This window comes from Bifidobacterium vespertilionis (assembly GCF_008698145.1).
GTDB lineage: Bacteria > Actinomycetota > Actinomycetes > Actinomycetales > Bifidobacteriaceae > Bifidobacterium > Bifidobacterium vespertilionis.
Genome location: NZ_RZNZ01000002.1, coordinates 172,845 through 192,699, shown reverse-complemented (window position 1 = coordinate 192,699; position 19,855 = coordinate 172,845). Strand labels below are relative to the sequence as shown.

At 66.2% G+C, this 19,855-nt stretch carries 17 protein-coding genes and 1 tRNA gene; 8 read left to right on the top strand and 10 right to left on the bottom strand.

The features are described 5' to 3' along the window. Positions 1 to 36: 36 nt before the first annotated feature. Positions 37 to 1,029 carry a zinc-binding dehydrogenase gene (locus tag EMO90_RS02170; protein ID WP_150353864.1) on the bottom strand — a complete coding sequence of 331 codons (993 nt, stop codon included), beginning with the start codon at positions 1,027 to 1,029 and terminating at the stop codon, positions 37 to 39. A gap of 333 nt (positions 1,030 to 1,362) precedes the next feature. Between EMO90_RS02170 and EMO90_RS02165 the strand changes: the two genes are divergently transcribed. Then, positions 1,363 to 3,327 (top strand): 1-deoxy-D-xylulose-5-phosphate synthase, encoded by a 1,965-nt coding sequence (locus EMO90_RS02165; RefSeq protein ID WP_150353865.1) that lies wholly within the window; start codon positions 1,363 to 1,365, stop codon positions 3,325 to 3,327. 48 nt (positions 3,328 to 3,375) lie between these two features. Beyond that, positions 3,376 to 3,448, top strand: a tRNA-Arg gene (locus EMO90_RS02160). A gap of 1,067 nt (positions 3,449 to 4,515) precedes the next feature. Here the strand turns inward: EMO90_RS02160 and EMO90_RS02155 are convergent. Together EMO90_RS02155 and EMO90_RS02150 are read right to left on the bottom strand one after the other, a co-directional pair. Beyond that, on the bottom strand, positions 4,516 to 4,824 hold the full coding sequence (locus EMO90_RS02155; protein WP_150353866.1) for a transcriptional regulator: 309 nt from the start codon (positions 4,822 to 4,824) through the stop codon (positions 4,516 to 4,518). Between the two features lie 6 nt (positions 4,825 to 4,830). Next, entirely contained in the window at positions 4,831 to 5,901 is a 1,071-nt protein-coding gene (locus EMO90_RS02150; protein ID WP_150353867.1) for a hypothetical protein, read from the bottom strand. Positions 5,902 to 6,176: 275 nt separating this feature from the next. Between EMO90_RS02150 and EMO90_RS02145 the strand changes: the two genes are divergently transcribed. Next, positions 6,177 to 7,373 carry an ATP-binding protein gene (locus EMO90_RS02145; protein WP_190971983.1) on the top strand — a complete coding sequence of 399 codons (1,197 nt, stop codon included), beginning with the start codon at positions 6,177 to 6,179 and terminating at the stop codon, positions 7,371 to 7,373. A gap of 89 nt (positions 7,374 to 7,462) precedes the next feature. Here EMO90_RS02145 and EMO90_RS02140 read toward each other — a convergent pair whose 3' ends face one another. Beyond that, positions 7,463 to 9,745 (bottom strand): alpha-L-arabinofuranosidase C-terminal domain-containing protein, encoded by a 2,283-nt coding sequence (locus EMO90_RS02140; RefSeq protein WP_150353869.1) that lies wholly within the window; start codon positions 9,743 to 9,745, stop codon positions 7,463 to 7,465. 257 nt (positions 9,746 to 10,002) lie between these two features. Here EMO90_RS02140 and yhbY point away from each other — a divergent pair, with 257 nt between their 5' ends. Continuing rightward, a complete protein-coding gene (yhbY, locus tag EMO90_RS02135) occupies positions 10,003 to 10,308 on the top strand; it encodes a ribosome assembly RNA-binding protein YhbY (protein ID WP_150353870.1) in 306 nt (101 codons plus the stop codon). 144 nt (positions 10,309 to 10,452) lie between these two features. On the opposite strand, the gene EMO90_RS02130 is transcribed toward yhbY, so the two are convergent. Beyond that, positions 10,453 to 11,997: a C69 family dipeptidase gene (locus EMO90_RS02130; RefSeq protein ID WP_150353871.1), complete on the bottom strand. Its 1,545-nt coding sequence runs from the start codon at positions 11,995 to 11,997 to the stop codon at positions 10,453 to 10,455. A 144-nt stretch (positions 11,998 to 12,141) separates the two neighbouring features. Between EMO90_RS02130 and EMO90_RS02125 the strand changes: the two genes are divergently transcribed. The 3 genes from EMO90_RS02125 to EMO90_RS02115 all read left to right on the top strand — a co-directional run bounded on the left by EMO90_RS02125 (position 12,142) and on the right by EMO90_RS02115 (position 14,872). Then, entirely contained in the window at positions 12,142 to 13,104 is a 963-nt protein-coding gene (locus EMO90_RS02125) for an aminodeoxychorismate lyase (RefSeq protein ID WP_150353872.1), read from the top strand. Between the two features lie 27 nt (positions 13,105 to 13,131). Then, positions 13,132 to 14,427: an MFS transporter gene (locus EMO90_RS02120; RefSeq protein ID WP_150353873.1), complete on the top strand. Its 1,296-nt coding sequence runs from the start codon at positions 13,132 to 13,134 to the stop codon at positions 14,425 to 14,427. Positions 14,428 to 14,512: 85 nt separating this feature from the next. Beyond that, complete coding sequence (locus EMO90_RS02115; protein WP_150353874.1) at positions 14,513 to 14,872, top strand: YccF domain-containing protein; 360 nt, start codon at positions 14,513 to 14,515, stop codon at positions 14,870 to 14,872. Between the two features lie 401 nt (positions 14,873 to 15,273). Here EMO90_RS02115 and EMO90_RS02110 read toward each other — a convergent pair whose 3' ends face one another. Beyond that, entirely contained in the window at positions 15,274 to 15,492 is a 219-nt protein-coding gene (locus tag EMO90_RS02110; RefSeq protein ID WP_150353875.1) for a hypothetical protein, read from the bottom strand. A gap of 64 nt (positions 15,493 to 15,556) precedes the next feature. Between EMO90_RS02110 and EMO90_RS02105 the strand changes: the two genes are divergently transcribed. Continuing rightward, positions 15,557 to 16,405, top strand: a complete 849-nt coding sequence (locus EMO90_RS02105) for an aldo/keto reductase (protein WP_150353910.1) — start codon at positions 15,557 to 15,559, stop codon at positions 16,403 to 16,405. Between the two features lie 3 nt (positions 16,406 to 16,408). Here the strand turns inward: EMO90_RS02105 and EMO90_RS02100 are convergent, their stop codons facing one another. From EMO90_RS02100 to EMO90_RS02085, 4 genes are all read right to left on the bottom strand, one after another. Then, positions 16,409 to 17,344, bottom strand: a complete 936-nt coding sequence (locus EMO90_RS02100) for a CPBP family glutamic-type intramembrane protease (protein ID WP_150353876.1) — start codon at positions 17,342 to 17,344, stop codon at positions 16,409 to 16,411. Beyond that, complete coding sequence (locus EMO90_RS02095; RefSeq protein WP_223849729.1) at positions 17,341 to 18,285, bottom strand: gamma-glutamyl-gamma-aminobutyrate hydrolase family protein; 945 nt, start codon at positions 18,283 to 18,285, stop codon at positions 17,341 to 17,343. The genes EMO90_RS02100 and EMO90_RS02095 overlap by 4 nt, the downstream gene beginning before the upstream one ends. Positions 18,286 to 18,518: 233 nt before the next feature. After that, positions 18,519 to 18,854 carry a branched-chain amino acid transporter permease gene (locus EMO90_RS02090; RefSeq protein WP_150353877.1) on the bottom strand — a complete coding sequence of 112 codons (336 nt, stop codon included), beginning with the start codon at positions 18,852 to 18,854 and terminating at the stop codon, positions 18,519 to 18,521. Continuing rightward, entirely contained in the window at positions 18,851 to 19,630 is a 780-nt protein-coding gene (locus EMO90_RS02085; protein WP_150353878.1) for an AzlC family ABC transporter permease, read from the bottom strand. The genes EMO90_RS02090 and EMO90_RS02085 overlap by 4 nt, the downstream gene beginning before the upstream one ends. Positions 19,631 to 19,855 lie beyond the last annotated feature (225 nt).

Here is a 19,855-nt window from a genome sequence, read left to right as displayed (position 1 = left end):
CCTTCCGGCGCCCGCCAGTCCGCCACAGTCCGCGGGCTACAGCTCCACGACCACCTTGCCGAACACATCGCCGCCGGAGAGCCTGTCGAAGGCCTGCGGGGCCGCGTCTAGGCCCTGGAAGCGCGCGTCGATCGCCGGATGCAGATCGTTGTGCTCCACGAAACGCAGCAGACGGGCGAAATCGTCGCGGCTGCCCATGGTGACGCCCTGGACGCGGATGTCCTGGAAGAACACGCGGGTCAGTTCGGCGCCGGGCTGGTCACCGGTGGTGGCGCCGCAGGTGGCGATCACGCCACCGGGACGGACCGAGCGCACGGAATGGCCCCATGTGGCGGCGCCCACCGAGTCGATCACCGCGTCAACCTTGCGCGGCAGCCTGGCACCCGTCTCGAAGGCCGCATCCGCGCCGAGTTCCACGGCCTTGGCGCGCTTGGCCTCGGAGCGCGAGGTGACGAACACCTCGAGACCGGCCGCATGCGCAAGCTGGATGGCTGCGGTGGACACGCCGCCGCCCGCGCCCTGGATGAGGATCGAGTCGCCGGGCAGCACGCCGGCCGCGCGGAAGACCAGCGAGTAGGCGGTCAGCCAGCTGGTGCCCAGCGCCGCGGCCTCGCCGAAGTCCAGGTTCGCGGGCTTGGCGAACACGTTCGCGCTCGGCACGGCGGTTCGCTCGGCCATGGTGCCCGGGTACTTCTCGGAGAGGATCGACCTCCGCTCCCCCGGCGCCACACCGTTGCCGTCGGTGCCGATGAACGTGTAGAGCACCACGTCCGCGCCGGCCTTGAGGCCATGCTTGCCGGGGATGTCCTCCAAAAGCGTGCCGGCCGCGTCGGTGCCGAGGATCATCGGGGTCTGCTCGGCCGCGAGCCCCACGCCCATGAGGCTCCACAGATCGTGATGGTTGACCGTGACCGCCTTCACGCCCACCGTGGACCAGTAGGGCCGGGCCGCCGGTTCGGGCAGATCTCCCACCGTCAGTTCCTTCAGGGGATCGTCCCGATCCACGCCAGCCGCGTATACCGCCTTCATCGCCGTGCCTTTCGCTCAGATTGCATTGACAGCATCCATCTTCGCACCATGTGCGCACCACTTAGCGCACGTCCTGCGACCGCCCAGCCGACCGCCCAGCCGACCGCCCAGCCGACCTATCAACGCAGCCCGGAACGTTTGGTCCGTTTTCGGGCCGTTTTTGAAGCGAAAAACGAACCGATCGTTCCGCGCTGTGAGCGAGGAAGAGCAAGGCAGCCCGGCGGGCGCGCATGAGCGAAGATTTTGGGGTGGTTCCCCCCTGCCGCGCGCAGGTCGTGCCGTTTCGCCTACACTGGCGTACGTCAAGTGAACATGCGAAGGGAAGGAGCCGCCATGGCCGTCGGATTGGAATTGCTGGATCGAATCGATTCCCCCGACGATCTCAAGCGGCTCGATGCCGGCCGGCTGCCCGAACTGTGCGCGGAGATCCGCGGCGCGCTGCTGCGCTACCGGCACGGCCACGGCGGGCACATCGGCTCGAATCTGGGCGTGGTGGAGGCCACGGTCGCCCTGCACTACGTGTTCGATTCGCCGAACGACAAAATCGTGTTCGATGTGAGCCATCAGAGCTACGTGCACAAGATGCTCACCGGCCGCCGGGCGGCGTTCACCGATCCGGCGCATTTCGGCGATGTCACCGGCTTCACCAATCCGGACGAAAGCGATCACGACCAGTTCGTGCTCGGCCACACCGGCACGTCGATCTCGCTGGCCTGCGGACTGGCCAAGACCCGGGATCTCACGGGCGGGAGCGGCAATGTGATCGCGTTCATCGGCGACGGATCGTTGAGCTCCGGCGTGGCGTTCGAGGGGCTCAACAACGCGGCCGAACAGGGCGGCAACCTCATCATCGTGTTCAACGACAATGAAATGTCCATCGCCGGCGACTTCGGCGGCATGTACGGCCCGCTCGCCCGCCTGCGCGCATCGAACGGCACCGCGCAGCCCAACATCTTCAACGCCTTCGGCCTCGACTACCGCTATGTGGCCGACGGCAACGACGTGAACGCGCTCATCGCCGCATTCCGGGACGTGAAGGACATCGACCAACCGGTGGTGGTGCACATCCACACCACAAAGGGGCTGGGCTTGGAGACCGAGCCGGATCCCGAGGCCGCCGAGCGCGACCCGTGGCACTCCGACCATTGCGATCTTTCGGACGCGCACGCCCACGCCGGCCGCTGCGAGGCCAGCCATTGGCTCAACCCGGACAGCGCCGCCGGCAAACCGGACGATCCGCGCAAGCACTACGGCAAACTTGCGATGGCCGCGCTGGAGGCCCGCTTCGGCACCGAGCCGGGGCTCACGGTGGTGGTCCCCGCCACGCCCGGATCGAACGGCGTCACGCACGCCTTCCGAGAGCGCGCCGGACGGCATTACGTGGACACCGGCATCACCGAGTCGCACGCGGTGGCGTTCGCGGCCGGCATCGCCAAGGCCGGCGGCATGCCGGTGGTGGCCACGACCGCATCGTTCTTCCAGCGCGCCTACGACCAGTTCTTCCAGGAGCTCGCCCTGAACCGCACGCGCGTGACGCTGCTCGATTTTCTGGGAGGCCTGTCCGGATCGGACAACACGCATTCGGGCGCATACGATCTGACGATGTTCGCGAACGTGCCCGATCTGACCGTGCTCGTGCCCACCTCGCGCGAGGCGTTCCTGGCCGATCTGGCATGGGCGACCGCGCCCGATGACGCCGATGGCCGCGGCAGCTCCGCGTCCCATGCGACCGGCCCGGTGGTGATCCGCGTGCCCGGCTCCCCGATTCTGGACGCCGAGCGCGCCGGCATCGATCTGCCGCAGGCTCTGAGCGCCGGGGCCGCGGCTTGGTCCACCGCCGGGGGTGCCGCCGACCGGTCCGTCTCCGATCCTCTGCGCTATGCGACGACGATCCATGGCTCCCGCGTGGCGATTCTGGCCCTCGGCAACACGTATCCCGCGGCGGCGCAGGCGGCCCGCTCGCTGGAGGACGAGCTGGGCTCCCCCGTGACCCTGATCGACCCCCGCCAGTGCTCCACGCTGGACACGGATGCGCTCGAGTCGCTGCGCGGCGATCACGAGTTGGTCGTCACCTTGGAGGACGGGCAGCTCGAAGGCGGCTGGGGCGAGAAGATCACGGCCTATTACGCGAACCATCGCATGCCCGATTCCGCGTCCGGCCCGTCCCGCAATCCGCGCGTGATCAACGCGGGCGCCCTCAAGGAGTTCACCGATCGCGTCAGCCTGCCCGATCTGCAGCGGCGCTACGGTCTGACCCCCGAGTCGATCGTGCAGCGCGTGCGCGAGGCGTTGGCCTGAGAGCAACGCCGGATTCGTTCACCCGTGCCGCTACACTGGGCTAGGTTTGCCTCCATAGCTCAATGGATAGAGCATCGGCCTTCTAATCCGCAGGTTGCCGGTTCGAGTCCGGCTGGGGGCACTCGCCGGACCCCGCGAAGCATTGGAAACATTGACTTCGCGGGGTTTTATGATGATTGGGGACGGCCACGTTTGGGAATGGGATTGCTGTCACCCTGAGCGCAGCGAAGGATCCTTAATCATATGCGCAGGTTAAGGATCCTTCGACTCCGCGCTTCGCGCTGCGCTCAGGATGACGTTGGAAGTGCGTCCTGCGGCATGACACGGACCATGACGAGGCATGCGGTGAGACACGAGTCACCGTTTGGAGAAAAAGTTCTGTTCTTGTCATCCTGAGCGCAGCGAAGGATCCTTAACCATATGCGCAGATCAAGGATCCTTCGACTCCGCGCTTCGCGCTACGCTCAGGATGACGTTGGAAGTGCACCTGCACTGCCCCATCCACAAACTGGGCAAATCAGGACGCTGAATTCGCAAACTGGGCAGATCCGGTCTTCTGCGACCGGTTTTTGGCCTCCAGATGGCAGGATCTGCCCAGTTTGCGCGGCGAGAGGCCCGATCTGCCCAGTTTGCGGCGCAATCGGGTGTGGACCGGGCAAGAACTGGGCAGATCGGGCCGGTTCCAAAACTCAACGTGACACGGCGTGTGACCGGGTGTGTGACACGGCGTGCGATGTGACTGGGTGTGTGACAAGGGGTGGGCACGCCCGGTCACGGGGTTTCAGAATCGTTGAAACGAAGCCATTTTGAGAGCCCTGTGACCGGGAATAGGCACGCCATGTCACACGCCCTGTCACAATGCATGCCCGGTCACACGCCGGGTCACGGGCCATGGGTCGCGGGCAGGGTTCTCGTCATCCTGAGCGCAACGAAGGATCCTTAGCCTCGTGCATCATGACCAATGCATAAAAGCAAAGGATCCTTCGACTCCGCTACGCTCCGCTCAGGATGACGGAGGGGACCACGCCCCGCTCAGGATGACGGAAGGGACCACGCCCCGCTCAGGACGACGGAAGGGACCACGCCCCGCTCAGGACGACCAGAAAGGCGTCGCGAAAAACATACGAAAGCCCCGCAAAGCCTTGTGAATTTGGCTTTGCGGGGCTTTGCAAACATCACCCAGCGAACTCACCCGAGTCCGGCGATGGCCTGTAGCGCGGCGATGTGGGACTCGAACGCCTCGCGGCCTTCGTCGGTCAGAGAGACCCAGGTGACGTCGTGGCCGTTGCGCTGGCCGGGGCGCTTGGCGAGGGTGACGTAGCCGTTGTCCGAAAGCACCTTGAGGTGCTTGGAGCAGACCGCGTCGCTGACGCCGAGCATGTCGCGGATGGCGGCGAATTCGACTTCGCCGGCCCCCTGCAGCAGGCCGCAGATGCGCAGTCGCATGGGGGCGTGGATCACTTCGTTGAATTGCGCGGTGATGACGGGAGTCGCCATGCCATATCACACCCCTTTCACGATGTCGCTGTACCGGCGGCGATCATACAACTGGCCGAAGATGGAGAAGAGCACCACGAAGACCAATCCGCCCACCGCCAGTTTGGCAAGGGGCACATTGCCCGATCGCAACGTGAAGCCAAAACCGTATCCGGCAAGGTAGACCGGGATGAGGCAGGTGATAGCCATGGCGAAGAACAGCACCCAGCTGACGGGGCTTGCCGGCATCATGCGGGTGTCGACCTTGGCGTTGCGCGTCCATCGCGTCACGGTGGTATCCAGCGCGTAGATCAGGACGAAGGACCCCACGGGGATGATGAAGCCACCGGCATGGGACCCGATCTTGAACAGGGAGACCACTTCCAGCGCACTCACGATGCACAGCATCGCCTCAAGGCCTATGGCCGTGTGCAGCCAGTACGGGGAGGTCAGTCGGCGGGCGGTCTCACGGCGTTCCTCATCGGGCAGGGCGAGCAGACGGGCGCGGGTCCACAGTTCGTTGCCCTTGTCGTCGCGACGGTCATCGCCGTCGAGCCGGACCTTGTCCATCGAACCGCCGGCCACAATGTAATCACGCATTGCGGCGTCGCACATATTCATCAGCAGCAGGGTCGCGACTCCCCCGATGACGGCGGCGATCAGCGCCATCCACCACGCCATGCCGTTGCACCAGATGGGAACCGTCATCGTTCCAATGCCGACGAACGGCGCCATGACGCCGTACAGCCATCCACTGGGCGTCGCCGGCATGGTGAGCCAGTGGATGCCGCGGCGTTCCATCTTCCAGACCAGCACGACTTCAAGCACCACGCCGACCGCGGTGATGGCAACGCCGCACAGAATGATTTGGAGATCCGAGAGCGACGAGAAGATGCCGCCCCACAGCGCCCACACCAGCATGGTCGCGATCGCGAAGCCGACGGATACGGAGACCTTGTACCACATCGGGGTGGTGAACCGATTGGCCACGGCCTCGCGCGTGGAGGTGAGCGAGGAGAGCGCGTCGGCCGCGGAGAGCCGGGCGTCCGGGGAGGCGGGCAGGGGCTTGGTTTGCAGTGGCGTGTTCATGGCGATCATCTCTTTTCCTTGGAATATGTCACGGATGGACGATTGGTTTGCGGATGGGATTTGAGGATTGTGCTGCACTGGAAAACCGGTCCGGAAACGTTCTCCGATCTTGCCTTTGACCTTGCTCTTCGATTGTTTCCGATATGGAAAGCATAACACTTTCCCACTTGGAAAGTCAAACGCGACTGCCTCAGAAAACTCTTCGGCGTGTCTTTCCATCATGGAAAGTATCTTGGAGCGATGATTCAGCGCTGACTGTCGCAATCCGACGGTACCCTCGGGGTATGGGGACAGAGACTTCAAGCGCCGGCGCAACGGGCGGCGCGCAGACCTTCGACGCCGCGCAGGCCGCCTTCGCCACCGCGCATATTGCATGGGATCCGGACTCCTGCGCCGATCCGATCACAAGGACCGTGATGAGCGATCAGAACCCGTTCGCGCTCAAGGTGGCATCCTACGGCGACGCGGACAAGACCACGCTGGAGGATCATCGCAATTTCAGCGGAAGCGTGATCGGCCAGCTTGACGGGGCGTTCCATTACATTCGCAGTCTGCCCCAGCTGAGCCCCGATCATGCCGCCGCCGAAGCGGACGAACCCGGGATCAGCGCCAAGCCGGTCCCCTGGCGGGCGGTGCGCGAGGCGCTGATCAACGCGATCGCCCACCGCGACTATGCGACCTACACCGGGTCCACCATCGTCAACGTGACGCCGGCCTCCGTGGAGGTGATCTCGCTGGGTGGCCTGTTCGGCGGGCTCAAGATCAACGATCTGATCAACGGCGCCAACCAACCGCGCAACATCGAACTCGCCGGACTGCTGGAACAGCTGGGATTCGTGCACAATCTGGGCAACGGCATCCAGCAGATCATGCAGGCGTACGACGACGGCATCGACGCCCCGCAGCTGCGCGTGGCCCCCGCCTCCGTGGCGGTCATCCTGCCGCTGCTGCGCGTGGAGGTGCCGGACATCGGCGACGGCGGCAGCCATCGAGGCAATCGGGACGCATCCGAGGACGACGGACGATCGGGCAGCGGAGTCAACGGGGGCGATGCCTCCAATGGCACGGGCGACACCGGCCGCATCGCCACGAAGTACCGCTTCCCGGACATGCCGCAGGGCCGGCTCACGCATCGCATCGACCACAATGAGGGCGTCGACCAGCTGGAACTGCGCCGCACCGCACCGAACGCCGGATCCGCCACCCCCGCGACGCCGCTGGCGCTTGCTCCGCTGCCCGCCAAGCCGGTCACCGCCCCGGACGCGCAGCCCGACACCGGGCAACTGGACCGCAGCGAGCTCGAGCCCCTCGTCCTCGCATACCTGATCCAACGAGGCATACCCCTGCGGCGCGTGGAGATCCAGGAGCCGCTGCACCTGACGAAGAACCAGACCAACTACGCACTGCGCAAGCTCACCGCGGAGGGCAAGGTGCGCCGCATCGGCAACTCGCGGGCGACGCAATATCAGGCCATCGTGTGAGTTTGCGCGCGTAGTCCGCCGCGGCCGGCGCGCGTAGACCGGCCGCCCGGCACGGAACGGATCCGGCGGACGGCCCGGCCCCGGCGGGCCTACGCGCGCAGCGTCACCACGGTGATGGAATACGGCTTGAGGCTCAGCGCGAATCGCAGCGGCCGGCCGTCGTCCACCGGCAGCCGCGATTCATTGATCCGCCGCTTCAGCGCCTCCATCGGCTCACCCTCGAAGTCCAGCAGGTTCTTGCCGTGCGGATCGCCCATCAGGGTCTCCACGCGCAGATCCAACCGGGCGGCATCCACGGCCGCGGCGGACAGGGCCATCTCGATGGTCGCCGGCACCTGATCGGCCGACACGTTGACGATCTTCACGATCCTTACGAACGGCTCGTCCCCGCCGGTGGCCGACGCGAACAGCCGGCCGTCGCGCCCGTCGCCGTCCCGCAGCGCGACGCCGAACGCGGTTCCGCCCACCTGTGCGGAGAACAGCCGCTCCGCCTCGTAGTTGACGGTTCCGGACACGCGCGACGGGCTGAATTCGATGAGATTGTGGTTCCACACCTTGCCGCTCACCAGTGCGAGCAGGGGCGCGTAGGAGGTCATGCGCACCACGTCCGAATTGCGCTCGCACCCGGTGAGGAACGCGGCCTCGGCAAGCGCGGAACGCCACTGGTTCGCGGCCCGCTCGGTCTGCGGCTGGGCGGCGAAGAACCCGTTGGCTGAGTACTCGCCGAAGTACGCGCCGGCCCCGTCGCGCGGGTAGTCGTCGAACCGGGTGGACTGACGGATGAACCAGTCGGGCGAATGATACGAGTGCTCGTCCACGATGATCGCGTCCCCGGTGGCCGATCCGGTCGCGCCCAGCAGCTCGCCGGTCCGCCCGGGCACCCCGCCGGCGGCGATCGCGCGGGCATGGTCCCACGCCGGGCGCATGGGCAGGGCGAACGGGAACAGCCCGGCGCTCATGACGCACAGCATGTCCGGGTACCGATCGTGGATGGCGGAGCTGATCGCATCGAACTTGGCCTGGTAGTCGGCGCCGAAGTTCTCGTTGCCCACGCCGATCATATCCAGTCCGAACGGGGCCGGATGGCCCATCGCCGCGCGAATGCGGGCCCACTGGCCAGTGGCCGGGTCGCCGTTCGCGAAGTCAATGAGGTCCAGATAGTCGTCGATCACGGCCCGGAACGCCTCAGAGTCGATGGGCATGTGCTTGGGATCGCGATAGGGCGACTGGCAGCTGACGCCGGCGAACAGCGTGGGCAGCGGCTTGGCACCCAGATCCTCGCACAGGCAGGAATATTCATAGAAGCCGATCTGGTAGCTCTGCGAATAGCTGGATCCGTCCGGGGTCTTGTAGGCCCACATGTTGGGCTTCTGACGACGGGCGGGCAGCGCGCCGACGGTGTCCTTCCACCGGTACTCGTTGCCCGGGGTCACACCCTCCACAATGCACCCGCCGGGGAAGCGCACGAAGGCGGGTTTCAGAGCGGCGATCGTCTCGACGAGATCCCGGCGCAGCTTGCCGTGACGCCACTTGGGATCGCCGACGCCCCAATGATCGGCGCGCATCAGGCTCACGCAGTCGAGGTCAACGCACAGCGGCTCGTCCGCGGCGTCGCCGGGTGCGGTCTGGGCGGCGTCGACCTGGGCGGCGTCGGCGATCGGACCGCCGCCACCGACGCCCACGCCGGACTGCCCGGACTGCCCGGCCGGCCCCGCTGGCCCGGCCGCATGATCGTCCAGCACGTCGATGCGCAGCTTGCCGTAGCGGCTGATCGTCCCCTCAAGCGTGCAGGAGACGCGCGTCCATCCGGCGGCCGGCGCGGGCAGGGCGATCACCTCGGCCTCCACCAGGGCCACGCAGTCCTCGTCGATCACGCGCACGCCAAGGCGGCCGCGTCCGGACACCGTGCGCACCAGCGCCTCGAAGATATAGGACTCCCCCTCCTCCACGGCCATCGCGCACGCCTCGCCATCGTCTCCCCCGTTGTAACCCAAGTTCTCGATGTACGACTTGTTGGTGTGGGACAGCCGCGTGATGCGCGCATACCGGCTGTTCGGATGCACGGGATCGGCCGGGCACTGGCGGGACGTGTCGACCCACTGGCCGTGCGAACCGCGCACCCGCGTGCCGAAGCTCTCCGCCTTGAGCCCCACGAACCGCCAGAAGCGCAGCGGATCGGCCTCGCACTGCCAGCGCTCACGGCCGTGCAAATGCAGGCTGCGGTGCCACAGGTACGTGCCGTCGAAGCTGTAGTTGTTCACCATGTTGGCGTTGAGGCCGCCGTCCACCGCGCAGTTGATGTCCTCGAGGAACACGCCGTAGAGCCGCGGGGAGACCGGGTGGAGGGGCTCGCCAATCGAAATCGTTGCCATGGCACCATCATTCCATACCTTGGTTTCGCGCGGCAAGGCGCGGCAAGGCGCAGCAGCGGACGGGCGCGACACAATCCGTCCCAATCGTTCCAGCCTGCGCCCTCAATAGCGCAGATTGGAACAAATCTGCATCCTGCGGCCTCAAAAGCGCTTCCAATCTGCAGAATCGTTCCAACCTGCAAAAATCGCGACGCAGGTTGGAACGGTCGCGCACGGCCGCGCGAGGCTAAGGCATCCCATTCGCTATGCTGATCCCCATGACGCTTACCAAGAAACAGAACAAGCAGCTGCGGGCGATGGCCAACCAGCTCAAGCCCCTCGTGTACATCGGCAAGAACGATCTGACCGACTCCGTGATCAAGCAGGCCGACGAGACCATCGAAAGCCACGAGCTCGTCAAGTGCCAGGTGCAGGACGGCTCCGGCGTGACCGCCAAGGAGGCCGCCGAGCAGCTGGCCGAGGCACTGGGCGCCGAGGTCGTGCAGACCATCGGCAACCGCGCGGTGCTCTACCGCCGCTCCAAGCGCGACGACGTGGAGCACATCCAGCTCGTGCGCGAGTAACGAAACGCGAACAGCGAAACGCAGGTGGCGAAACGCGGCGCTCGTCGCAAATAACGCAAAAATAACGCAAAGGGGGGGCTTCCCCGGGGATCCATTTCCCGGGGAAGCCCCTTCATATGTCCCGATCACCGGATCGCGCGACCATCACCTGTCCGACATGGCGAACGCGTTGCGCATCAGGTTGCTGGACGTGTACAGCACCTTGGAGAGCAGATCCTGGGTCTGGGCCTTGAGGTAGTCGGCCATGGCCTGATTGGCGAGCTCAAGGTCGCCGAACACCTCGCCCGGCTCCTCGCTGCGCGCGATGTTGTTCACCTGCGCATCCGCCTCGGCCGAGTCCACGGCCTCATCGGTGCGCGCGATCAGCCGGTGGCCGTAGGAGAGCACGTTCTCGCGGTAGTGCTCGATGTGGTTGCTGTTGGCCACGTAGTGCGGGTCGGCGAGCGCCGCGATGATGCGGTTCGTCCAGTAGAACGAGTCGGTGGTGACCTCGGCGGTGGTGTTGTTCAGGTACGCCGGCGTCTGGCTCACGTTCGCGTAGAACGGGGCGAGCGACGTGAACGGGTTGGAGCCGTAGGAGATCCACATCACGGACCGGTTCGTCTCGGAGACGTACGGGCGGATCTGCAGGGCCACGAGCTGACCGTTGCGGTTGATGCCGATCGGGCGGTAGCGCCGGCGGGTCTCCTCGGTGCCCTCGGTGCCGTACGGGTCGTAGGGCGTGCCCTCGAAGTGCGAGCTCATGAGGAAGTCCACATCCTCGATGCCGATCTTGCTCTCCGGCCGGCGGCACCATGGGATGTCGTCGGAGATGGGCGTGTAGCGGGCGGACGGGGAGTCCCAGTCGTCGCTGGGGTTGAGGTAGCGCTGCATGTACCAGGCGCGCGGTGTGTTGTAGATGTGGTCCTTGGCGCTGCGCGTGCCGAACAGCCGGCGCGGGTTGAGATGGTGCGGATCGGCGTCCATGGACACGTCGAGGTGGTTCGACTCGATGAACTCGCGCATGTCCGCGCTGCACATGAATTCGCGCTGGTCGCCGAGCGCGTCCTCGAGGTCGAAGTCGTCCAGACCGAGCTGGTTGGGAATCGCGGCGTAGCAGTCGTCCGGCACGCGGCGGGCGATCCAATGGTGGCCGCCGATCGTCTCCACGTACCAGATCTCGTCCACGTCGGAGATGGCGATGCCGTTGGCCTCGTAGGTGCCGTAGCGCTCCAGCAGCGCGCCGAGCCGCTCCACGCCCTCGCGCGCGGTGTGCACGTACGGCAGGACGAGCGTGATGAAATCCTCCTCGCCGATGCCTCCGGGCTGTTCGGCGCGGTATTCGGGGGTGCCGGGTTCGCCCTGGGCGGGCTTGAACGCGACCATCGGGTCCGCGCCGAGCACGCGCTCGTTGACCGCGATGGTCTCCGTGGCGCTCATGGCCACGTTGCGCACGCTGGCGCCGGCCTCCGCGAGAATGCCGCGGCCGGGCAACGCGTTGGGGACGATCGAATACAGGCAGGGATCGTCCGGCAGGTCCTTGGTCATGTGGCTCAGCTCGCTCACATAGTGCCGCGGCTGATCCTCGGGGCGGACCGCCACGAACCGCTTGGGATCGTACCGCCCGGAGCCGGAGTCGTCATTGCGGGCCACGATCGTGGACCCGTCGTAGCTCGCGTTCTTTCCAATGAGAATAGTGGTGCATGACATGGCCCCCACTGTAGGAGCAACGGTAAACGTCGGCAGCGCCCGGTCGACACCGCCGAAACATCCGTCGGGTACGATGCGCGATTGACATACGGACCGGGCGCGCCGGAGAGCGGGACGACCGGGCGGCAAGCGAAAGGATCGGACATGACGACGGATGCGGGATCGATCGTGCTGGGCGTGGGCGACGCCGACGCGCTGTTCGGGGAGGATGCGGGAGCGGGATCGGCCGAACCGCTTCAGATCGTGGACCCCCATGAGGCGGTCGTCTCCCCGTTCGACTTCGCGGTCACGCGCGGCGACGGCATGTTCGAGGCGACCGTGGTGTGGGACGGCTACGCGGTCTCGCTGGAGAACCATCTGAAGCGTCTGGCGCACACGGCGGCGATGATCGACATGCCCGCGCCGAACCTGCCCGCCTTCGAGCGCGCCGTGGAGCAGCTGGTCGACGAGTACGCGGATCCGGAGCGCGGGCCGATCATGCGCATCCTCGTCTCGCGCGGGCCCGACCGGGCCACCGGGATCGGCGCCGCGGCCCCGGACCAGCCGCATGTGTGGATGTTCCTGGACGCGAAAGCCGCCCTGCACACCGACGCGCCGATCACCATGACCACGCTCAGCCGCGGCTACACGTCGGATGTGGCCGAGCGCGCCCCGTGGCTGCTGTGCGGCGCGAAGACGCTGAGCTACGCGGTCAACCAGTCCGCCCATCGCGAGTGCGCCCGCCGCGGCGTGGACGATTCGGTGTTCGTGACCGACGACGGCTACGTGCTCGAATGCCCGAACGCGACGATCGTGGCCCGCTACGGCGACGAGTTCGTCACCCCGGATCCGTCGATCGGCATCCTGCACGGCACCACGCAGCGCGAGCTGTTCGCATGGGCCCGTCAGGAGGGCAAGTCGTTCTCGTACGCCCGCCGCATGCCGGTCGAGCGGCTGCGCGAGGCCGACGCGCTGTACATGACGCACGGCGGCTGGGTGATCCCGGTCCGCTCGCTCGACGGGCGCGACTACGCGGTCGACCAGGTCCAGGCCGATTCGATCAACGCGGCCATCCACGCCGGGCGCACGCGCGCCGACGCGCTGGGGATCGGCCCGGACAACGCCTGAACCACCCCCGCGAGATATGATGTCCGGGTGAGCGAGACGACGAAGAACGCACCAATCCGGCTTGGCGGGCCCCGCGCCTATTTCATGTGGGGCATGGGCCTTCTGGGCTACCTGTTCGCGGTGATCTGCCGGTCCTCCATGTCCGCAGCGGGCATCGAGGCCGCCAACCACTTCCACACCACCAGCACCGCGCTGTCCGGATTCCTGTACCTGCAGCTGTTCGTCTACGCGATCATGCAGGTGCCGGCCGGCGTGCTGCTGGACCGCTTCGGCGCGCGCATCCTGATCTCCTGCGGTGGCCTGTTCATGGCCGTGGGGCAGTCGCTGGTGGCCCTTGCGCCCGTCACATGGCTCGCCGTGGTAGGCCGCGGCGTGGTGGGCATGGGCGATGCTCTCGTGTTCATTTCGGTGGTACGGCTCATCTCCGCATGGTTCCCCACCCGTCAGGCGCCGCTACTCACCCAGCTGACCTCGGTGACCGGCGGACTAGGGCAGATCATCTCCCTGTACCCCTTCGCGTGGCTGCTGCGGCTGGCGGGATGGCAGACCGCGTTCCTCACCGCCGCGGGCACCGGCGTGTGTGTGGCGGCAGCGATCCTCATGACCGTGCGCGACGACCCGCACCAATCCTCCCGCCGCCATGAGCGCCCGGAAGGAGGACTCAAGTCCGCGGTGAGGGGGCTGGGCAGCGCCCTGCACTCCCCCGGCACGATCTGCGGGTTCTTCGTGCACGCCACCACCTGGTTCCCGGTCAACATGATGAACCAGCTGTGGGGCATCCCGTTCCTGCTGGCCGTTGAGGGATGGTCGCGCGGGACGGCCAGCGCGTTTCTGGGCGCCGGCGTGGTCATCAACATGGTGTTCGGCCCGCTGATGGGCCGGCTTGCGGGCGTCCACCCGATCCACGGCCGCGCGGCGGTGGTGTATGTCTCGATCGGCGCGCAGATTGTGCTGTGGACCATCCTGCTGCTCACGCCCGGCCCGCATCCGATGTGGTTCATGGTCCTGCTGCTCGTGGCGCTGACCAGCGGCGGCCCGGCATCGAACATCGCCATGGACTATGTGCGGGACACCAACCGTCCCGCGAATCTGGGCGCGGCCACCGGATTCGCCAACACCGGCGGATTCCTGTCCTCAGCGATCGTGTTCCTGGGCGTGGGCGTGCTGCTGGACATGCAGGGCGCCACCGACCCGAGTCTGTACACCGCGCAGGCGATGCGCATGGCCACGCTCATCCAGTACCCACTATGGGTGGTGGGACTGACCGGGTTCACGTTGATGTTGCGGCCCACGCTGCAGGCAATCCGCGAACGCCGGGCTTAGGAATTCTAGAAATTCTAGAAATTCAGGGACCGTTCAGGGTGTTCCCGGATGCCGCCGGCTGGCGCGCACCGGTAGCCTTGGTGCCATGAGATTTCTGGGTAACGTGTTGTGGATCATTCTGGGCGGGCTGTTCATCGCCATCGAGTGGGCCGTGGTGGGACTGCTGCTGTGCGTGACGATCATCGGCATCCCGCTTGGTCTGCAGGCATTCAAAATGGCGGCTCTGACGCTCACCCCGTTCGGCAAGACCGTGGACTACGGCGGCGGGTTCGGTTCCGCGCTGGCAAATCTGGTGTGGGTGGTCCTGGCCGGTTGGGTGCTCGCGCTGAGCTATCTGCTCGCCGGCGTGGCCAACTGCGTGACGATCATCGGCATCCCGTTCGGCATCCAGTCGTTCAAAATGGCCAAGCTGGCCCTGTTTCCCTTCGGCGCGGACGTGCGGTGAGGGCACCGTGCGGGCCGCTGCCATCCGAACGGCTCCATTGCGGCCCCAATTGCGACTTCATTGGACGCTGCCGGGACGGGGTTGCGGCTCGTCTGTGCACTCGTCTGGGCGCAGCACGCGTGCTATTCATCAAAGTGGGGGCGGATTTGGGCCTTTGCGCGACGCTATACATGCAAGTGGGGGCGTCTCGCCGAGTAGACGAGAACGATTTTGATGGATGCGATATTGAAATCTCGCGGTTTTGTCCGTTCAGTTTGACCGCTAGCCGCCGTGCATCACCGTTGAGACGCCCCCACTTGCATGTATAGCATCATGCAAACCGCGAAATCCGCCCCCACTTTTGCAGATAGGTGCAGCTGAGCCATGCGAAACGGGCTTGCAAGAGGCAAAGTCCGCCATTCTCAGTGCTGACGACTGATGCCGCCCTTGTGACCGGTGGCCTTGAACGGCATGAAGCCCTTGCCGCCGGATTTCGAGGGGAATGCGCCGGAACGGAACGGCTGTGCGATTCGCGTCGCCGCGCTCCCCTTCGCCACAACGCTCGCGCCCGCATTCGTCCCGCGCTTGGCGTCCAGCGCCACCCGCCACTGCGCCCATTGGAATTCCCCGGATTTCGACATGCTCCCAGTATTACCATGAAGGGGACACTCCATTCCAGCCATTTCCAAGGAGGACGGCATGACGATGCTTGAACCGCCGGCGATTCCCACCCGCCGCGCACACGATGGTCTCGAACTGCCCGCGATCGGCTTCGGCACTTACAAGGTCAACGGTTTCGCCGGCGTTGAGGCGATCAAGTCTGCGCTCGAAGTGGGCTACCGGCTCATCGATTCGGCGTTCAACTACGAGAACGAGGGCGTGGTGGGCCGCGCGATCCGCGAATCCGACGTGCCGCGCGAGGACATCATCGTCGCCTCGAAATTGCCCGGCCGCCACCATCAGTACGACCAAGCCCGCGCGACCATCGAGGAGAGTGTGGCGCGCATGGGCCTCGACTACATCGACCTGTACCTGATCCACTGGCCGAACCCGTCCCAGGACCAGTTCGTGGAGGCGTGGCAGGCGCTGGTGGATGCCCAGAAACAGGGCATTGTGCGGCACATCGGCGTGAGCAACTTCCTGCCCGGCCACATCGATCTGCTCATCCGCGCCACCGGCGTGACCCCGGCGGTCAACCAGATCGAGCTGCACCCGTTCTTCCAGCAGGCCGAGCAGCGCGCGTACGACGAGGCGCACGGCATCATCACCGAGGCGTGGAGCCCGCTCGGCCGCGCCAACCAGATGCTCAAAGATCCCACGATCCTGCGCATCGCGGAGAAGCACCAGGTCTCCCCCGTGGCCGCGATCCTGCGCTGGCACATCCAGCTCGGCGACGTGGCGATCCCGAAGTCCACGCACCGCGACCGCCAGCGCGCGAATCTGGATCTGACCGGCTTCGCCTTGGACGACGAGGACATGGCCGCGATCGCCGCGATGGATAATCCGGAGGGCTACACCTTCGGCCAGAATCCGCGCTGGCACGAGGAGGCCTAGCGCTCAAGCCCGACGCGCGTTGCCCTTTCGTGCAGCCCGCGCGCGCCCGCGACGATCGCGGATGCGCACGACGATCGTCGCCACCAGCCAGACCACCGGCGTGGCGACGATCAGCCCGGAGACGACCAGCGGCCAGTTCGAGCCGAAGACCACAGTCAGGCTGGTCATCGAGGTGGAGACGTCGTACATGCCATGGGCCACGATCATCGGGGTGATCATGCCCACGCGGCGGAACAGCAGCACGGCCAGCACCGGCCACACGGCGATCGCGAACGCGGCCCATCCGTAGTACAGATGGAACGGCACGCGCAGGCACACCGCCACCGTGCCCACAAGCCACCAAGGCGCGCCCACCCATCTCAGACCGATCACCGCGAGCCCCAGCAGCACCAGCTCCTCCGTGGGCCCGGCGAAGAACATGTTGATCAGGTAGATCGTCGCGGCCCAAGCGCTTTCATACCGCGTGCCGAACGGATAGCTGTGGAACGTGGTGCCAAGGACGGCCGATGCGACGTCGATGGCGGCGAAACCGGCCAGCATGCAGAAGCAGTAGGCGAAGCCGGCGTCCCACCAGCGGCGGAGGGCGGAGGTGGGGCCTGAGACGGGACCGCCGACCGGACTGGCGGATTCGACCGCTTTGGCGGGCCGGATGAACGCGAATCCGCACGCGAGCCGGCGCACCGTGCAGAATGCCACGGCAGCCACAGCAGTGAACAGCAGGTTGCCGGCGAGCCGTCTCATCTGCCCGGCCAGAGTGACCGTGCCCGACGTGTTCGCGCCGGAGTCGGCCACCAGATCGCGGATCGCCACCTCGATGCCTGTGCCCCAGCCCCACCAGTAGAGCATGGCGAGCATCGCCAGCACGCACACCGCGGCAATGATGCGCCGGCGGCCGGTGATCGGGCGGATCTGAGCATCCAAGGAGTTGGCGGCGCTCATCGTGCAGTCCTGACCGATCCGGATTCGGGCGTCCCGATGATTCCGGCGATTCCGTCGATTCCGGTCGCATTGGCCACATCTGCCCCGGCCGCTTTCACGAATGCGCCAAGAATCGCGCGGCATGCGGCGTCGGTCCGCCACGCGTGCTCGGGATGCCACTGCACGCCCCAGACGAATCGCTTGCCGGGCATCCACGCGGCCTCCACAAGCCCATCCTCGCTCACAGCCATGGGCCTGAGCGGGTCGGCGAGCCGTTTGACCGCCTGATGGTGGCGGCTGTTCACGCCGATCGTGCGCACATCCGGCCCGTTCAGCCCGCCCGGCGCGGCCGGCATCCCCTGCGCAGCCGGCATCCCCTGCGCGTTCAATCCGTCCGGCCTATCCGGCGTGAGCAGATCGGCCAGCAGATCAGCCAGCGGCGTGCCGGCGATCAGATCCACTTGGTGCTGGTGAGCATCGTACGGCGGCTTCATATCGTGGTCGACGGGACTGTCCGGGCGTTCGGAGGGCAGGTCCTGCCAAAGCGTGCCGCCAAGCGCCGCATTGATGAACTGCAGACCGCGGCAGATGCCCAGCACCGACTTGTCGGCCTCAAGGGCGATGTCCAGCAGCGCCCGCTCCATCGCATCGCGCTGCGGGCAGATCGCCCCGCACTTGTCCGCGGGCCGCTCGCCGTACAGTTCCGGATTCACGTCCTGCCCGCCGGAGAACAGCAGGCCGTCGCACAGTCCGGCCAATTGGCGCAGCTGGCCCGGATCGGCGGTCAAGGGCAGCATGATGGGCAGTCCGCCCGCCGCCTCGACGCCGGTCATGTAGCCGGGCAGCATCCAGTAGCTGTCCCGCTCGATGTCCATCAGCGGCGTGATGCCGATCACCGGTCGGCGGGCGATGATTTGGCTGCGACCATCCGCGGGGTCGATGTGTTCGATGTGTGCGCTCATGCCGCGCACTGTAGCAGGTTTGTATGAAATGACGGGCTGACTTACGGCCGATTTACGTCTGATTTACGGCCGATTTACGGGCTGCGCGGACCGAAATCGCCGATTCACAGCACTATCGGGTCGAAAATCCGCGGAAAAACGGCCCGATTGCGCTGCGAATTGCGGATGTCGGCCCGCGCAGCCCGCATTTTTGGCCGCGGATTGCCGGCTTGCCCGCCCGCCCGATCCACCAGTCACACGAACACGAACTGCACGAGGATCATGTACAGCACGGTTCCGCCGCCGATCGACAGCAGCATATTGCGCTTCCACCAGTGCAGCAGGATGATCGCCGCGATCGCGACCGCCTCCGGGATGCCGTGCGATCCGGACGCGAATTGCACGTCCTTGAGCGAGTAGACCACCAGCAGACCGGTCATCGCATAGGGCAGCACTCGGCCCAGATACTCCACCAGCCGCGGTGGGCGCTTGGAATCCGGAAACACCAGAAATGGCAGGAATCGGGTGAGCATCGTGCCCAGTGCGACCACCGCAATGGTCGCCACAGCCTGCCAGACGGTCATCGTCATCGCGCATCCCCCTTCGGATCGGGTGCGCCGGACGCTGCGGATCCTGCGGGCCCGACGGCCTGTGCGGACCCCGCCTTGGGCGCATCGTCCAGATACGGCCGCAGCACCAGAAACAGCACCAGCATCGCGACCATGGCCGGGATCATGAACCCGCCCGGACCGAATACCGCCAGACAGACCACCGAGGCGAGCACGCCCACCAGAGCCGGAATGTGGCGGCGCTCCCCCATCCACTGGTCGAGGAAGATCGTGAGGAACAAGGCGGTGAGCACGAATTCGATGCCCCGCGTGCTGAACGGCAGCACACCGCCCACCAGCCACCCCAGCGCCGTGCCGCCGATCCAGTACCAGCGGTTGAGCAGCGAGACGAACAGCATGAACCATCCGCGGTCCACGCCGTCGGGAATGCGCGCGCTGGAATTGATGGCGAAGCTTTCGTCGCACATGGCGAAGATCAGATACGGCTTCTTCCAGCCGAGCCCGCGGTATTTGCCGAGCATCGACAGTCCGTAGAACAGATGCCGCGCGTTGACCATGAGCGCGAGCAGGAACGCGGCCGCCGGGTTGAACGCGGACAGCAGCAGATTGACGGTCACGAATTCCATGGACCCGGCGAAGATGAAATACGCCATGGCCAGCGGGTACCAGATCGCGAACCCCTTGGCGTGCATGAGCAGCCCATACGAGCAGCCCAGGAACAGGAAGCCGGCGGCGATCGGCACGGTCAGCGGGAAGGCCGCCCTGAATGCGTCCCGTCTGATGGATGTCGTGCCCATGTCCCTCCTTGCCGTGTGCCATGACCATGCGATTGCCGAGAGCCGGTCGCGCCCGGATTGCGCCCGGATTGCGCCCGGATCATGATAGCCCCTTCCCCCGCCGGAGTCCCGCTTCGGGCATCGCAGAATGAGCGAATCGGGCGGCGGTCCGCACGCCGGTCATGCTGGATGAAGTGGACAGCCCGGTCATCCTGAGCACTCAGCCGTGAATCGGACAGCCCGGTC

Bases quoted from the DNA above. Each gene is read 5' to 3' on its own strand.
- EMO90_RS02170 (WP_150353864.1), bottom strand. From the start codon at position 1,029: ATGAAGGCGGTATACGCGGCTGGCGTGGATCGGGACGATCCCCTGAAG.
- EMO90_RS02165 (WP_150353865.1), top strand. From the start codon at position 1,363: ATGGCCGTCGGATTGGAATTGCTGGATCGAATCGATTCCCCCGACGAT.
- EMO90_RS02155 (WP_150353866.1), bottom strand. From the start codon at position 4,824: ATGGCGACTCCCGTCATCACCGCGCAATTCAACGAAGTGATCCACGCC.
- EMO90_RS02150 (WP_150353867.1), bottom strand. From the start codon at position 5,901: ATGATCGCCATGAACACGCCACTGCAAACCAAGCCCCTGCCCGCCTCC.
- EMO90_RS02145 (WP_190971983.1), top strand. From the start codon at position 6,177: ATGGGGACAGAGACTTCAAGCGCCGGCGCAACGGGCGGCGCGCAGACC.
- EMO90_RS02140 (WP_150353869.1), bottom strand. From the start codon at position 9,745: ATGGCAACGATTTCGATTGGCGAGCCCCTCCACCCGGTCTCCCCGCGG.
- yhbY (WP_150353870.1), top strand. From the start codon at position 10,003: ATGACGCTTACCAAGAAACAGAACAAGCAGCTGCGGGCGATGGCCAAC.
- EMO90_RS02130 (WP_150353871.1), bottom strand. From the start codon at position 11,997: ATGTCATGCACCACTATTCTCATTGGAAAGAACGCGAGCTACGACGGG.
- EMO90_RS02125 (WP_150353872.1), top strand. From the start codon at position 12,142: ATGACGACGGATGCGGGATCGATCGTGCTGGGCGTGGGCGACGCCGAC.
- EMO90_RS02115 (WP_150353874.1), top strand. From the start codon at position 14,513: ATGAGATTTCTGGGTAACGTGTTGTGGATCATTCTGGGCGGGCTGTTC.
- EMO90_RS02110 (WP_150353875.1), bottom strand. From the start codon at position 15,492: ATGTCGAAATCCGGGGAATTCCAATGGGCGCAGTGGCGGGTGGCGCTG.
- EMO90_RS02105 (WP_150353910.1), top strand. From the start codon at position 15,557: ATGCTTGAACCGCCGGCGATTCCCACCCGCCGCGCACACGATGGTCTC.
- EMO90_RS02100 (WP_150353876.1), bottom strand. From the start codon at position 17,344: ATGAGCGCCGCCAACTCCTTGGATGCTCAGATCCGCCCGATCACCGGC.
- EMO90_RS02095 (WP_223849729.1), bottom strand. From the start codon at position 18,285: ATGAGCGCACACATCGAACACATCGACCCCGCGGATGGTCGCAGCCAA.
- EMO90_RS02090 (WP_150353877.1), bottom strand. From the start codon at position 18,854: ATGACGATGACCGTCTGGCAGGCTGTGGCGACCATTGCGGTGGTCGCA.
- EMO90_RS02085 (WP_150353878.1), bottom strand. From the start codon at position 19,630: ATGGGCACGACATCCATCAGACGGGACGCATTCAGGGCGGCCTTCCCG.